A 13,993-nucleotide genomic window follows, 5' to 3' on the forward strand; every position below is an offset into this window, starting at 1 on the left:
TGTTCCTTGCGCATTTTAACAGTCGTAAATTTAGCATGTTACGGCATTCCGGCAACAGTTTATTCCCTGCCGAATCATGGAGTCGTCAAGTACTAAATTCCTCGCATGTTGCCCCCGACTCTCACCATGCACCCGCCACTACAAACAGCTCAAGGCTGATCAAGTCATCCACGAAATGCATGCCAAGTCGCTCGAACAGCCTGCACGATCCGTAGCAGGCATTCCAGAGGGTACGATCGAGATCGAAGGCTGCATGAGCCTGGATGCTGCCGTCATCTTGCGGAGCGATGGTCGCAGGGATGCGGATCTCCCGGGTGATATCTCTTATTTTCAACTTTCCTGTGACAATCCCTTTGACTGCGTTTAACGAATTCTCTTCCCTGGTTTCCCATCCCGTCGAGGTGAACGAAGCTGTCGGAAAACGATCCACAGCGAAGAAATCGTCAGATTTAAGGTGGCGGATCAACACATCGCGCCAACCGCCATCCTGCAGATCCAGATTGGAAATGCTGGTCATGTCCAGTTCGATATACCCTCGGGAGAGCTTTCCACCCGTGATGGACAGTTCTCCCGCCTTGATGCCGATGCTGCCGTAGTGCCGTTTGTTCAGGTTTCGGCCGATCCACTCCAGGGTGCTTTTTTCTGTGTTGACCCGGTAGGGGCCATCCCGCAACCCCAATGAGGCCGCCGTTTCTTCCACCTCGAGCGGCAGTCCTTCCTTGCGCCAAGCGGCAAGCCCGCCGGCCAGCACCGAGACCTTGGCGTAACCGGCTTGCTGCAGTCGTTCGCAGGCCAATTCTGCAGATCGGGTCGTGCCGGTAGCGTCGTAGAGGATCAGTTCCCGATTTCGATCAGGGACCAGTTCGGCGATCTGATCGATAAAGGCAACCTCATAGACACAGGCGTTCAGGGCACCGGCCACATGACAGGCGGCATAATCCTCCGGCGTCATCACATCGATCACCACAGCACCGTTCTGGAGGCGCAGCATCATTTGGTTGGATGACAAGGTATGGCTCATGGCACTCGCTCCTTCTCGCGCGATGTTAGACTAGAACCTGTAGGTCAGCCAGGTCGTCACATAGACAACATCCTCTCCGGGGCCTTTCTGTTTCAGGAAGGGGCCCGCAAAAAAAATGACCGTGAATTGCTGCGAACAGCAGGTGACAATCAGACCGCCGTGCCGAAAAGGGCGCCTATTGCCGCCGTGACCGCCATCGCCAGGGCTCCCCACAGAGCAACACGAACTGCCCCGACAACAACGCTTGCCCCCCCGACTCGTGCGGCCAAAGCGCCCAGAATCCCCAGACACAAAAGTGAGCCGCCTGCCACCACGGGAATGAAATGGGCAGATGGACTGATCAAGGCGATGAGTAGCGGCAAGGCTGCACCCACTGAAAAAGTTACTGCAGAGGCCAGTGCCGCCTGCAGGGGACGGGCGATGACTATTTCCGAAATTCCCAGTTCATCGCGCGCATGTGCCTCTAGCGCATCGTGTGCCATAAGCTGCTCGGCGACCTGCCTTGCGATTGAGGGATCAAGTCCTCTCCTGACATATATGGCCGCCAACTCCTGGCACTCAGTCAAAATGTCCGTCTTAAGCTCACGTCGCTCACGGTCAAGGTCGGCCTTCTCGGTGTCGGACTGTGAACTGACGGACACATACTCTCCCGCCGCCATTGACATGGCACCTGCCACCAAGCCCGCTACCCCCGCTAAGAACACATTACCGCGCACTGCGTTGGCGGCTGCCACCCCCACAACGAGGCTTGCCGTAGAAAGAATGCCGTCGTTTGCGCCCAGCACCGCTGCCCGCAGCCAACCGATTCTGGTTGCATAGTGCTGCTCAAGATGTTTAGGCATCCTACCCACCTGTGGTTTTGTAATTGGCTCCATCGTCTAAATCCGCATGGATCAGATGCTCAACTTTGGGCGGTTCCCCATCAATCTGGAACGCCCGCACCGCGTCCTCCACCTGACGATCGGCCTTGGTTATGCGGTCATGCTGCCTCAGGTGCTCAACCCAGGTTTCATTGCTGAAGGTTTCGACGAAACGGCCGGGAACGGCGGGGTCATAGAAGACACTCCAGAAAAACGCTCCGTCGCGACCTGGAGGAGGAAGGTATGGAACGTAAGAATAGTCGATTCCTGGCCGCCATGTTGGGTAGCCGAGCTGGCGAAGACGCTTCCTGCCTTCACGACCAGCTCCCCTTGCAGCCAGAGACCGCCAGTAGCGTCGAGGAATTGCCGCATCTGTCCGCACATGTTGCCAAAACGGGTCGGGGTCCCGAAGACTATCGCGTCGTAGTCGGGGAGTACCTCAACTGTGCAGACGGGTACATGAGCAAATGCCTTCTGCGCCTCTATTGCTCCCATTTTCTCCAACACGTCATCAGGGAGGGTTTCAGGTACACGCTTTAATACAGCCACCCCCTCCTGGCAATTCCCTGACCCCTTCGGCCACCGCCTCTGCCATCCGGTGTATGTGACCGTACATTGAATAGTAAACCACGAGTACTTTCATGGTCTCCTCCGATCATTAGATGTTTGACTGCAGTATGGGCAAAACATAGACGGTTAACGGATATGGATTATACCATCCGTAAACCTTCGGTCGAGGAGGGTACGGATTCTGGACTTCGGGTTTTTGCAGCGATTTCTGACGAATGTTGCATAGCCCAAAAATCTGTTTGACATCGTAACTAGGCACTGGAGCAGTTGTTGCGGGTGGTTTCCCTTTGGAAGAGGGCAATTGATTGCCTTGGAGCGACGAGCAGCCTTGCTTTGCGGATGTTTCCGCCTTCCGCCTGGCGCGTGCGGGCGGCAACTCTAGTAAGTTAGCTGTTCAAACTCTGCTGAGAGTTTGTTGCTCCATTGTTTCAGGCCTGTAAGCGTGCCTATTGATACCCTCGGTTTCGTTTTACGTACTTGCTGCTCAGAAAGGGGGACAATTCTTTTCGGCACTGGCACTTACCTCACCTTATGGGGGATCCGATTTCCCTTTGGGGTATGTATAGTCTTTACATACCCCAAAAAGCACAGGATTTCAGGATACACCAGTGCACTATCCTGGATAATAGAAAAAGAAAAAGCCCTGAAATTATCAGGGCTTTTCGTACTGCTCCGGTCCTTGGTGGACCTTCAATTGGTGGAGGTGGCGGGAATCGAACCCGCGTCCGAAAGTCGTACACAAAAGGCGTCTACATGCTTATACCTGTTTTTAATTTAACCTCTCAGGACTCCACAGGCCGGGATTCCTGATCGGCGGTTCCGCTAAATTTCGCCGCAGGGCCACGGACTCTCCCTGAAACTATCCCACTGAATGACGTTCTATCCTCCCCCGTGGGAGAAGCGAGGTAGAACGTTAGCAGGTTATTAAGCTGCTAAAGCGTAATCGTAATTGTCGGCGCTTAATGCGTCCCGGATTGTTTAACGAGCCACCCGGACCTCGGCATGCAACCTTTGCTTATTACCCCCGTCGAAACCTTTACACCCCCATAAATCTTTTTAAAATCGGCATCTCTTGGACAGCCGTTACTCCCTGTCTCTCGCACCCCTGTTTCTGTCTTTCAGCCCCTGGACTATGTCGCGCTGCATGTCCTTCTCTTTCATGACTTCGCGCTTGTCGTAGTTCTTCTTACCCTTGGCCAGCCCCAACTCGGTTTTCACCTTGCCGTCCTTGAAGTAAACCCGCAAGGGGATCAGGGTGTACCCCTGCTCGCGGATCTTGGCAAAAAGCTTCACGATCTCCTTCTTATGCAGCAAAAGCTTCCTCATCCTGTCGGGGTCGTGGTTCTCCCGGTTCCCGAAATCGTAGGGGTTGATGTGGAAGTTGTGCAGGAAGGCTTCGCCGTTTTTCACCATGGCGAAGGAGTCGTTCAAGTTCGCCTTGCCATTACGCAGGGACTTCACCTCGGTCCCCTGCAGCACCATCCCTGCCTCGTAACGCTCCTCGATGAAATAATCGTGGAAGGCTTTCTTGTTGTTGCAGATCAGCTTCTCACCCATAAAGTGAGATACTACCAGATCACCGGACAAAAAGACAGGGGTAAAAACTGTGGACGTTTACCGGCCCTTCCAGATCCCAAGCTGCCCACACCGCTAAGTACCGCCCGGAGAATCATCACCTGCCACGTCTGTGCCTGTGGATTAAAAACATAGAAATATCTAATATTAAAAATATTCCAGAGGGTTAATCGCCGGGGTATATCTCATAGTGTGTTTACAGATTGTCGTTCGCGTGAGGCCGATGTAGACGCAGTAATGTGTATCTCGAGGTGGATTAAATGCGAAAGCTTTGGCTGTTTCTGTTGACGATCTTTTGCAGCGGTTGCACGACGCACAGCGATGTGAACAGTGAACGGTTGAAGTCGCTGCCGTACCATTATTCGCAGTTCGACATGACCTTAGCCTGGGAGATCAAACAGGCGGGAATGGAGACGGTTGTAGATGGTGTGGCAAAAAATCTCCGCTACGCCTTCATGGAAGGGGTTGAGGTTTGGATCGCTGCAGTCGATGCTGCGGGCAAGACGAGAGCTCGTAACGTATGCTTCATCCCGTACCAGGTCAAACAGGATGGGATCTTTCCCTTCAGCGTAAAACTTCCGATTCCAGTCGAACCAGGCATGGTACTGAAGCTCACCTACAAGTACAAAGGTTCCGACGGAGGCGACGGAGGTGAAAACTGGATGCAGAGTTTCGAATGGGCTGTGCCGTAGTTGTAAATGAGCAAGAAGCAAGACTTGACCCCGAGGCTCCGATTTATGGTGGCATCGGAGAGTTAAGCTGCCGGGCTGCCAATGCAGCCTCCAGCACCTCATCTTCAGCAGTTAACCGCTGGCCATCAAACAAAATGCTGCCGTTACTGCTTTGAACCCCACCAATCACATACTAAGGTGCTCCTGTTGTTACAGCAAAAAACAGATAATCCCACAAAGACTGCAGCAACAGGTAGCCCCCCTCTCATTACCAGCGTGACAATCCCCCTGTCGCTGGCTACCCTACTTTTTTTTCTGGCACAGGAGCCAGAACTGCGACTGGCAGTGCCGCTACTGGTAGGGATTTCTGCTGCAGCGACCATGGTGCTCGCGTTTGTATTGTACCGGGGGGAGCAGCGTCCGTATGCCTGGTCGCCGGCTCTCATCTTGGGGGTAGCCCTCATCCTGCGGCTCATGTTCGTGCTGGCCCCGGCGCAGTTGTCGGACGACATCTACCGCTACGTCTGGGACGGCCACAATGTCCTCTCCGGGATTAACCCTTATGCCGCCGCTCCCGCCGCCGTGGTACCGCCGGCGAAACTGAAACCGATCCACGCCGCCATCAACCACAAGGAGTACACCACCATCTACCCGCCTGCCGCGCAATTCGTCTTCGCGGCGGGCACGGCGCTGGGGGGAACGGTAACCGGCCTTAAGGCGTTCTTGGTGCTGATCGACCTCGCTCTCTGCGCAATGATGATCCTCCTCTTGCAGAAGCTGGATTTGCCGATCTGGCGAGCGGTGCTGTACGCCTGGAATCCGCTGCCCGTACTGGAGATCGCAGGATCCGGGCATGTGGACGGGGCCGGCATGGCACTATTTCTGGCGGCCCTTTTGTTGCTGCTCAGCTACGGCGGGAGGCGGACGGGCGCGGCCGGCTCCGGGGCCGTCTTCGCCGCGGCGGCCCTCGTCAAACTTTTCCCGCTGGTACTGGGGCCGGTGCTCATCCTGCTTGCTCCGCGCCCCCGACGCCCGCACTTCCTGGCCGGGTTCTGCGGAGGATTTGCGCTGCTCTCGGTCCCGTTCCTGCCGGACCTCGTGAGAATACTCGACAGCCTGGGTGCCTACGCGAAGAACTGGGAGTTCGCCGGCTTCGCCTTCAACGTTTTGCGCAGCGCCACCGGGTCCGGGAGCCTCGCGCGGCTCGCACTGGTGGCGCTTTTGCTGGGCTGCATTGCCGCGTTGACCTGGCGCGCGGCCGTTGCGCAGGACGCGTCCCCTCTGGCGACGCGGGCTAGGCGCGCCCTTTACACCTGCTACGCGGTCACCATGGCTCTTTTGCTCACCACCCCGACCCTGCAGCCGTGGTACGCCGTTACCCTCGCGACCCTGCTTCCTTTCGCAGCCGGACCGGCGGGAATCGTCTTTTGCTGGGCGGTACTACTCACCTACTGGGTGCAGCTCCCGTATTTCATTTTGGGACAGTGGATCGAGAGCGGATGGGTGACCGCCGCGGTGTTCATGGCACCGGTCACGGCGTGGGGCATGGGGAAATTACTATCGAGCAGCCGCCAGGTCAGCTTGCCCGCCGGGAGATGAACAGCTCGTCCAGGTCCTTCAGGAGCACGAGAGCGAAACCTACCGGGAACAGGAGAAACAGCGGGATGGCGCCGAGGGCACCGCGTTCCCAGGCGAAGGCGACCGGCAGCAGGGAGAAGCTGAACAGGAGCACGTTCAGCACAAGGTATGGGAGGCTGCGCTGACGGTAGAGAAAGGCGAGCCCCGGGACCCGCTCCCGCCCACGCACACCGAACTTCGGGGTGCGCTCGAAACTGCCGCCGAAGGAGACCATCCCCTTCAGTACCGACAGCGAGATGCTCGGCGCGAGGCCTATGGCAAGCGCCGGGAGCAGGCAGAGCTGCCCAGGTTTGAGCGTCCCGCTACGGGCGGCATAATAGAGAAAGTATCCCGTGATGGCGCCGCTCGTGCCGAGGAAAAGCGGGAGATCGATGCGCAGGATCTGATGCAGCCCAATGCCGACCCGGAAGGTTACCGCCGGGTACAGGGTTAGCATGACCACGACGCCCAGGAGCCAGTAGCAGTTGGCGGTAAGATGGGCAACAGCCTCGAGCTTGACGGCTACGGGAAGCTTCGAGGCGAGCAGACGGGGCAGGATCTTCCGGGCGGTCTGGATCGACCCTTTGGCCCAGCGCTGCTGCTGGCTGCGCAGAGCGCCGACAGTGATCGGAAGCTCGGAAGGAACGGTGCATTCCTCGCGGTAGACGAAGCGCCACCCGGCAAGCTGGGCCCGGTAGCTGAGGTCGAGATCCTCGGTGACGGTGTCCGACTGCCACCCGCCGGCCTCTTCGACGGCGCTCCTGCGCCAGACCCCGGCAGTACCGTTGAAATTGAAGAAGAGCCCCTTCAGGTAGCGAACCCGGTGCTCGATGCTGAAGTGGGGCCCGAGCAGCAGGGCCTGCACCCCCGTGAACCAGGAATGATCGGCGTTGCAAAAGCCCCAACGCGCCTGAACCATGCCGACCCTGCCGTCGCGGAACCATGGCACGGTATGCTGCAGGAAGTCCGGGGCCGGGATGAAATCGGCATCGAACAGGGCCAGGAATTCCCCGCGCGCATGACGCATCCCCTCGGCGAGGGCGCCCGCCTTGAAGCCTGCGCGGTGGGCGCGCCGCAGCACCTGGATGTCCACTCCCCTCCCACGCCAGTAAAGAACCCGCTCGTCCACCAGGGACCGCGTGTCGTCGCTCGAATCGTCCAGAACCTGGATCTCTAGCCGGTCGGCAGGCCAGTGCAGCGAGGCGGCGGCGTCGATCAGGCGTCGCACCACGAAACGCTCGTTGTAGAGGGGGAGCTGAACGGTGACGCGAGGAAAACCTTCCTGCGTCGTGAACGGTGGCGGAGGGGGCGCAACGTCGTGAGTATCGAAACAGAGGCACTTGAGCAGCCAGAGCCGGTGCGCGCCGTACAGGCAGAGGCCTAGCAGGGCGCAGAAATGCAGTGCGGTCAAAATGGGGGGAAGCAGCGGCATCAGGGTTCCTCAGGTTCGTGGCAGACGCAGGGGACGCCTAGAGGCTTTTCCTCAAACAGGTAGCGCTCGGGCCTCCACGCCCTCGGGGAGGCGGCGGAACCGGGCGCGCCGGCCACATCCTCTCCCGAGACCACCCAAAACTTGCCGACCCAGGTGTGCCAGATCCCCTGCAGCGCGAGCTTCCCTTCCGTGTCGCTAGCGCCTCTGCCCAGGATTTCGCCGCGGGACTGGGCCTCCTGGTAGCGCACCAAGGCGTAGGGGGAGCGCGGTGCGAGACCGGATGCCGTCAGGGTAAAGGCGCCGCTCGCCTCGCGGTAGCTCATCGTGCCGTGGGCACCACCCTTGACGATGGACCAGGTGGCGGGGTCCTTGGCGAAGAGGAGCAGCCTCTTCTGGCCCGACGCCGCCTCGGCGGTACCGGTCCAGAAGAGCAGCAATAGCGCCGGCAGCATCATCGGTCTAGTCAGTGAAAACATACGCAAAATGAGCTAGCGCCCTTCTCTCTTATCCCAGGCCTCCCATCCCCCCTTGTAATTTCTCGCTTCGGGGAGCCCCGCCAACTGGTGCACAGTCCAGGCATAGCCGGAACGAACGCCGCCCAGGCAGTAATACACGACCGGCTTTTTGAGGTCAACACCCTGTTTGGTCAGAAGCTTCCGCAGCTCAGTCGCGTTCAGGGGCCTGCGTTCCTTCCCGGTGTAGAAGTCGTCCCAGGGGATATGCACCGCACCGGGGATCCTCCCCTTCAGCCACTCGAAGGTGGAACGTACGTCGATCACGGTGCAGGCATCCTTCTGTCCCTGCAGTTCTTCGGTCGAGATTACGGTCCGCGGCTTGACCTGGACCTGGTAGGGGACCCTCTTGGCCTGCCGTTGCTCCGCTCCCGCGACCAGCGGGAGTCCCACTCCGCGCCATGTCTGGATGCCCCCGTTCAACAGGCGGACCGGCCCCTTGTGCCCGAGCCACGAGAACAGCCAGGCGTCGTACCCTTCGCCTCCCCAGCTCTTGTCCGCATCACCGTAGATGACGAGCGGGGTGCGCTCGGAAATCCCCATCGCCCCCAGGAGGGCGGCCAGCTCGTTGGGTGGAAAGGAGCTGTACTTCACGCCACGCGCGTCGGTACGGGTGTATTCGTCCCAGGAAAAGGAGATGGCACCCGGGATGTGGCCGGCCAGCCACTCAGAGCGGGGACGGGCATCGAGAATGACCCAGTTGCCGGCGCTCCCCTTCAGTCGGGAGGCATCGATGAGCCCCAGGTCCGCCGCTTTTGCGGACAAAGGGAGAAAGACCTGCACAAGAATTACCGCCAAAACAGCGGTCACAAGGCGCGGACTACGCACCGTCTGTATCATCCGAATGATTTTAGACATCGACTATCTCCTGGTCTCCTGTACCCGCACGCGTCGCCGATGCGGTTAAATCCCTTATCTTTTTCTTCCAGCAAGCTCCGCGCGAAGTTCACGCGCTATCACCCAAAGGATGGTGCAACCTGCCTGCACGGTGCCGCTCACGGTCCGGCTGATCTTAGATACGCCGGCGCTGCGCCGGCGGTACGGTACGTCAACCTCGCCGATATTCAGCCCGTGGCGCACCGCCCTGACCTGCATCTCGACGGTCCAGCCGAATGCCCTGTCCTGCATGGACAGCCTCTCCAATGCATCCCAGCTGATCACCCGCATGGGCCCCAGGTCACGGAAACGGTGCCCCCAGAAAAGCCGGATCAGCGAGGTGGCCAGGAGGTGACCAAAGCGCTGCTGGAAGCTGAGCGCACCGTTTTCCACCGGGACGCGCCCCCCCAGCATGAGATCGGCCTCCCCGGCACAGACCGGGGCGAGCAGTTCCGGGAACAGCGACAGATCATCGCTGCCATCCGCGTCGACAAAGGCGACTATGGCCGGCGGGTTTTCGCGCAAAGCGGCCAGCCCGGCGAGGCAGGCCCGGCCGTAACCCGGCACCGGCTCGTACACCACCGACGCTCCGAAGGAGGCCGCAACCTGCGCCGTCGCATCGCTGGAGCCGTTATCGACCACGATGACGCGGCAGATCCCGGCAGGAACCCGGGCCAGCACACCCGGCAGCGCAGCCTCCTCGTTCCGGGCCGGTATCACCAAAGCTGTTTCGGTTGCATCCCTCATTCGGTAGCTGCCAAACCTCCCTGGCTCGCCTTGCGGCGGCGATAGCACACCGGAACCAGGACAACAGCCAAAACGAGGCCAATCCCCGCCAGGGCCGCGGGGGAAACGCGGCCGCTCAGAAGATCGAGCAGCGAGCTGGAGAAGACGATGAAGGCGACGGTCGCCGGCAGCATGCAGACAAAGCTAGCCAGCACGTAGTGGGCGAAGCGGATCTTCGTAAGCCCGAAGGCGTAGTTCAAAAGGTTGAAGGGAAAGGCCGGGATCAGTCGGGTGAAGGCGACTACCTTCCAGCCGTGCAGCGCCACCTCGCTCTGGAGCCTCTCCCACTTGGGACCGGTGAGCCTTGACGCTACCCAGTCGCGCGCCGCGTAGCGAGCGACCAGGAAGGCAAGCGAGGCCCCTATGGTCGCGCCGACGATGGTGTAGACCACGCCCCAGACGGGGCCGAACACGATCCCCCCTACCAGGGTGAGCGGCAGCGCAGGCAGGAAAAGGACCGGCGCCAAGGAGTAGATCAGGACGTAGATGAACGGGGCCAGGGTCCCGTATGAGGCGATCAAGACCTTCAGGCGGTCCTGCTGGAGATACTCGCTCGCTCCCGACAGCTGAACGCCCGCTACGGCGGCAGTAAGCAGGGCAATCAGCACAACCGGCTGCCAGGGGGTCTTCCCGCGCCCCCCCGCTGCCACGGCATGGTTACGTTCCCGCGACACGGCAAATCCCTCCTTTTGTTTGAAGCTTTTCTTGAGCAGTAGGCGGTTCACGTAGGTAAGGAGGCCGCCGGTCCGGCGATCTGTCCGGGGGTCCCTTCTTTTTTCAGGAAGGTGCAATCCCCAACACAGACGCCGCAGTTGGTACAACCGCTTTTCGTTTCGGCAAGCAGTTTAACAAGGCCCGGACGGACCGCCGTTTTTCCCGTCGCCATGGCGCCCCCCCTACGGCGTCTTGAAGTAGAGCGCCACGGAGTAGTTTGCTCCGGCCGCGGTGTTCTGACCGTAGAGGTCGGGGCGGTAGCCGAGCTCGACGCCCATCGACGGGGTGACCTGATAGCCCAGGGTCAGATCGAGCTTGCCCAGGTCGAAGTTGTTGGTCGTGGTCGGGTTGCCTGAGCCGTCCACCTTGCTCCCGTTGTCGATGCTGTAGATGCCGTCGAGTTTCGCGCGGGTGAAGAAGTTCTTGCCCAGGTCGAAGCCGATCTCGACGAGGTAGCGGAGTTCGTCGGAGGGGTCGCCGGCGCGCAGGCGGTAGCCGATCTCGAGGTTCGCGTAGCCCGGCAGTTTCGGGTAGAGCGAGCGACCGTAGAGCAGGCGCAGCTCGGTGTCGTACTGGTCGTTGCCCATGGGAAGAGGGTCGTTCCTGTCGTAGCCGCCGGGAACCTTCACGAGGAGCTGCGTAGAGATGACGCCGACCGCGTCGTTCTGGAAGAGGCGGTAGCGCGCGCCCAAGTCGACGTCGCCGATGCCGTGCGCCGTGGCGCGGCTCAGGTCGTTGTCGTTCTCCAGCCATTTGTAGGAGATGGAGTTAAGCACGGTGAGGCTGTCGGTAATGCCATACTCGAAGTAGTTGCTCAGGTTGTAGTCGGTGAACTCGCCGCGGTCGGAGAGATCCCTGCGGTTGCCGTCCCGGTCGAAGTTCTTGTCCGCGTAGTAGAAGTTGAATGAGCCTTTTTCGTAGAAGCCCCCCTTGTTGGCGGTCCAGGCCCCTGCGAAGCAGGACGACACCTGGAAGGCGCCCAGAAGTGCGACTACGGCCAGCGATGCGAGAAGCGTTTTCATGATTTCCTTCCTGTTCTCAAAAGGAAGGCGCCGAAAGCGGCGCCTTCCCTACTGAAGATGCACGGGTTCGTCTTACAGTCCGCCGGTCGCGACGGGACGGCCGGAGGGGTCCTGCCGCCAGCCGTCGGTACTTCCCGGGACGGACGGGCTCGCCAGGTAGGCGTCATCTTTCACGTAGTTGGTGGACCACCCTTCCCAGCCGTCCGAGTAGTTGCGGATGTTGGTGTACCCCATCAGGTGGGCGTAGAGGTAGGCGAGTGCGGAGCGGTAGCCGCTGCCACAGTAGAAGATGGTTTCCTGGCCGAAGTCGATGCCGAGGCCGCTCCAGAGCGACTTGACCTCCTCGTAGCTTCTCAGGGTGGCGTCGCCGTCCACGTAGATCCCGGCGGAGTCGTCCGCGTTGTAGGCCCAGACAGCCCCCGGGATGCGTCCCTTGTTCACCACATAGCCGTAGCCGCTGATCATGCCGGCATACTCGCTGCCGGCGCGCACGTCGACCATCTTCGCGGTCGTGTTGTAGACCGACTCCACATACGAGGTGGTGGCGAGGAGCGCAGGCTTGGTTGCGCCGGTGTAGGTGGTGGCGACCGGGGTGTTGATGGTAGTCTCGGTCGGGTACCCTGCGGCCTGCCACGCCTGGATGCCGCCGTTCAAGAAGCGTACGTCGGTGACCCCCGCGTACTTGAGGATCCACCAAAGGCGCGCCGCGAAGATGTTCGAGTCGCTGTAGACGACGACGGTGGTGTCGGGGGTGATCCCCATGCTCCCAAGCGCGGTTTTCAGCTCTGCGTCGGGAAGCAGGAACCAGCGCGGGTAGCCGTTTTCATAGACGTCGGAGTTCGAGTGGATGGCGCCGGGGATGTGTCCGAGGAGGTAAGAGTTGTCGGCCCACCCATTGGCCATGTCCTCGAAGCTCCCCCATTGGGTTTCGAAAATCACGTACTTGTGGTTGCGGTCGTAAGAGTACTGCGGCGGCGCGGCCGAGGTGCTCCCGGGTTTATGGTAGTCGATCAGCGCCTTGACCCATGCCGGGTAGACGGCATCGGCGTAGTTGGTCGCCTTCTCCATCGGGTACGATGTGTTGTCTGCCCAGTCCCAGGCCGATGCGTCGTAGTTGGAGCACTTGCCGTAACCCATAAGGCGGAGCAGGAAGTAGGCATAGCCACTGCGGATACCCGCGGTGCAGTAGGCGGTCACCTCCTTGTCGGGGGTGATGCCGCGGGACTCCAGCATCGACTTCAGTTGCTGGTAACGGATGGTGGACTTGTCGGTGTTGTAGTACCAGGCATACGGGAGGTTCACCGCGCGCGGGATATGTCCGCCGCGGGTCTCGCCGTAAAGCTGCCACCCGGAGAATTCCTCATCGGTGCGGGTATCGATCACGGCGAAATCGTTGTCGAAGAGGCGGCTCGCGATCTTCGAGGAGGTCGACTTGAGCGAGCTCTGCACGCTGGGGATAAAGGTCGCGGCGGCGCGGGTTACCGTGGCGCTCTGGGTGGGACGCCCGTCGGCGGCCCACTTGTCCCAACCGCCGTCGAGGATGTGGACGTTGGTGCTCCCCAAGTATTCGAGCATCCAGAAGAGACGCCCGGCAGCCCCCCACGAGGCCGTAGTGTTGTCGTAGATGACGATCTTTTGCTCTCTGGTGATGCCGGCAGCACCCAGCTGGGCGGCCAGGGTGTCGGTATCCTTGAGGCCGGCCCCCTTGGTCCAGAACGCGCTGTGCTGCAGGTTGATGGCACCTGGGACGTGTCCTGCCGCGTAGGCCGAAGCCGAGCGCGCGTCGATGATCAGGAGGTCGGCGGCCTGCAGGCTTTGCTGCACCGAATCGGCGGAGACCAGAAGATCAGCGTTGGGAAACTCCGTTGCCGCGGCGGCGAGTTTCGCCTTGTTGGCGGTTTTGTCCGTGACGCTGCTGCCGCACCCGGCAAGGAGCAGCACACAGAGCATCATGAGCAGCATGCTCTTCACTACATGTTTCATTACCTTCCTCCTCAGAATTAATCCATAAAATCGCAGTAACTGCGAAGAACAAACCGACGTGCCCATCTCGTGCGGCGCGAAGCTATCAAGGCCCCCTAACAATGTCAAATTGATATATTTGTAAAACAATGACAATGTTATCGTTTTTTCCCATAACGCTGGATAAAGTTGGGGCAAACGAGCCAGCTCTGGTGATCGACGACAGGAGCCGAGCCGGCCCCTGACCTCGGAAATGATTATAATGCTTTGCTAAGATGCGGGCTGCGTTTAGCTAAGGAGGGAGACAGTGGAAGCCTAGCCCTAGAGCAATGGGGACGAAATCGCAACTTTCCCGTGGTAGTTGGGATTCAGTCG

The 13,993-nt window shown here is 59.9% G+C and carries 13 protein-coding genes, 1 other RNA gene and 1 pseudogene; 2 read left to right on the forward strand and 13 right to left on the reverse strand.

Annotated elements, in window-relative coordinates:
* Positions 1 to 121: 121 nt before the first annotated feature.
* The 6 genes and pseudogenes from GEOBRER4_RS06075 to smpB all read right to left on the reverse strand — a co-directional run bounded on the left by GEOBRER4_RS06075 (position 122) and on the right by smpB (position 4,008).
* Complete coding sequence (locus tag GEOBRER4_RS06075; RefSeq protein ID WP_185244650.1) at positions 122 to 1,021, reverse strand: YceI family protein; 900 nt, start codon at positions 1,019 to 1,021, stop codon at positions 122 to 124.
* Positions 1,022 to 1,170: 149 nt separating this feature from the next.
* The gene (locus GEOBRER4_RS06080; protein ID WP_185244651.1) at positions 1,171 to 1,863 is read right to left on the reverse strand and encodes a VIT1/CCC1 transporter family protein; all 693 of its coding nucleotides are present in this window, start codon (positions 1,861 to 1,863) and stop codon (positions 1,171 to 1,173) included.
* A gap of 1 nt (position 1,864) precedes the next feature.
* Positions 1,865 to 2,263, reverse strand: a complete 399-nt coding sequence (locus GEOBRER4_RS20330; protein ID WP_442778117.1) for an MFS transporter — start codon at positions 2,261 to 2,263, stop codon at positions 1,865 to 1,867.
* Positions 2,170 to 2,376, reverse strand: a pseudogene (locus tag GEOBRER4_RS20420) (NAD(P)H:quinone oxidoreductase); the annotation flags it as partial. The gene GEOBRER4_RS20330 and the pseudogene GEOBRER4_RS20420, both read right to left, overlap by 94 nt.
* Positions 2,377 to 3,146: 770 nt before the next feature.
* Positions 3,147 to 3,497, reverse strand: a transfer-messenger RNA (tmRNA) gene (gene ssrA / locus GEOBRER4_RS06090).
* 37 nt (positions 3,498 to 3,534) lie between these two features.
* Positions 3,535 to 4,008 carry an SsrA-binding protein SmpB gene (gene smpB, locus GEOBRER4_RS06095; RefSeq protein ID WP_185244652.1) on the reverse strand — a complete coding sequence of 158 codons (474 nt, stop codon included), beginning with the start codon at positions 4,006 to 4,008 and terminating at the stop codon, positions 3,535 to 3,537.
* Between the two features lie 278 nt (positions 4,009 to 4,286).
* Here smpB and GEOBRER4_RS06100 point away from each other — a divergent pair, with 278 nt between their 5' ends.
* Both GEOBRER4_RS06100 and GEOBRER4_RS06105 read left to right on the forward strand, forming a co-directional pair.
* Complete coding sequence (locus tag GEOBRER4_RS06100) at positions 4,287 to 4,718, forward strand: hypothetical protein (protein WP_185244653.1); 432 nt, start codon at positions 4,287 to 4,289, stop codon at positions 4,716 to 4,718.
* 324 nt (positions 4,719 to 5,042) lie between these two features.
* Positions 5,043 to 6,296 carry a glycosyltransferase 87 family protein gene (locus GEOBRER4_RS06105; protein ID WP_185244654.1) on the forward strand — a complete coding sequence of 418 codons (1,254 nt, stop codon included), beginning with the start codon at positions 5,043 to 5,045 and terminating at the stop codon, positions 6,294 to 6,296.
* Here GEOBRER4_RS06105 and GEOBRER4_RS06110 read toward each other — a convergent pair.
* The 7 genes from GEOBRER4_RS06110 to GEOBRER4_RS06140 form a co-directional block, all read right to left on the reverse strand.
* Positions 6,274 to 7,746: a glycosyltransferase gene (locus GEOBRER4_RS06110; RefSeq protein WP_226377901.1), complete on the reverse strand. Its 1,473-nt coding sequence runs from the start codon at positions 7,744 to 7,746 to the stop codon at positions 6,274 to 6,276. The two genes, GEOBRER4_RS06105 and GEOBRER4_RS06110, sit on opposite strands and share 23 nt — an antisense overlap.
* A complete protein-coding gene (locus GEOBRER4_RS06115; RefSeq protein ID WP_185244655.1) occupies positions 7,746 to 8,228 on the reverse strand; it encodes a hypothetical protein in 483 nt (160 codons plus the stop codon). The genes GEOBRER4_RS06110 and GEOBRER4_RS06115 overlap by 1 nt, the downstream gene beginning before the upstream one ends.
* A 6-nt stretch (positions 8,229 to 8,234) precedes the next feature.
* A complete protein-coding gene (locus tag GEOBRER4_RS06120) occupies positions 8,235 to 9,116 on the reverse strand; it encodes a sulfurtransferase (RefSeq protein ID WP_185244656.1) in 882 nt (293 codons plus the stop codon).
* A 54-nt stretch (positions 9,117 to 9,170) separates the two neighbouring features.
* On the reverse strand, positions 9,171 to 9,881 hold the full coding sequence (locus GEOBRER4_RS06125; RefSeq protein ID WP_185244657.1) for a glycosyltransferase family 2 protein: 711 nt from the start codon (positions 9,879 to 9,881) through the stop codon (positions 9,171 to 9,173).
* Positions 9,878 to 10,594, reverse strand: a complete 717-nt coding sequence (locus GEOBRER4_RS06130) for a TVP38/TMEM64 family protein (protein ID WP_226377902.1) — start codon at positions 10,592 to 10,594, stop codon at positions 9,878 to 9,880. Before GEOBRER4_RS06130 ends, GEOBRER4_RS06125 begins: the two co-directional genes overlap by 4 nt.
* 222 nt (positions 10,595 to 10,816) lie before the next feature.
* Entirely contained in the window at positions 10,817 to 11,656 is an 840-nt protein-coding gene (locus GEOBRER4_RS06135; RefSeq protein ID WP_185244659.1) for a hypothetical protein, read from the reverse strand.
* A 72-nt stretch (positions 11,657 to 11,728) separates the two neighbouring features.
* Positions 11,729 to 13,639 (reverse strand): sulfurtransferase, encoded by a 1,911-nt coding sequence (locus tag GEOBRER4_RS06140; protein WP_185244660.1) that lies wholly within the window; start codon positions 13,637 to 13,639, stop codon positions 11,729 to 11,731.
* Between the last annotated feature and the right edge of the window lie 354 nt (positions 13,640 to 13,993).

It is taken from the genome of Citrifermentans bremense, from assembly GCF_014218275.1.
Taxonomy (GTDB): Bacteria; Desulfobacterota; Desulfuromonadia; order Geobacterales; family Geobacteraceae; genus Geomonas; species Geomonas pelophila.

Bases quoted from the DNA above. Each gene is read 5' to 3' on its own strand.
- GEOBRER4_RS06140 (WP_185244660.1), bottom strand. From the start codon at position 13,639: ATGAAACATGTAGTGAAGAGCATGCTGCTCATGATGCTCTGTGTGCTG.
- GEOBRER4_RS06135 (WP_185244659.1), bottom strand. From the start codon at position 11,656: ATGAAAACGCTTCTCGCATCGCTGGCCGTAGTCGCACTTCTGGGCGCC.
- GEOBRER4_RS06120 (WP_185244656.1), bottom strand. From the start codon at position 9,116: ATGTCTAAAATCATTCGGATGATACAGACGGTGCGTAGTCCGCGCCTT.
- GEOBRER4_RS06110 (WP_226377901.1), bottom strand. From the start codon at position 7,746: ATGCCGCTGCTTCCCCCCATTTTGACCGCACTGCATTTCTGCGCCCTG.
- GEOBRER4_RS06080 (WP_185244651.1), bottom strand. From the start codon at position 1,863: ATGCCTAAACATCTTGAGCAGCACTATGCAACCAGAATCGGTTGGCTG.
- smpB (WP_185244652.1), bottom strand. From the start codon at position 4,008: ATGGGTGAGAAGCTGATCTGCAACAACAAGAAAGCCTTCCACGATTAT.
- GEOBRER4_RS06075 (WP_185244650.1), bottom strand. From the start codon at position 1,021: ATGAGCCATACCTTGTCATCCAACCAAATGATGCTGCGCCTCCAGAAC.
- GEOBRER4_RS06100 (WP_185244653.1), top strand. From the start codon at position 4,287: ATGCGAAAGCTTTGGCTGTTTCTGTTGACGATCTTTTGCAGCGGTTGC.
- GEOBRER4_RS06125 (WP_185244657.1), bottom strand. From the start codon at position 9,881: ATGAGGGATGCAACCGAAACAGCTTTGGTGATACCGGCCCGGAACGAG.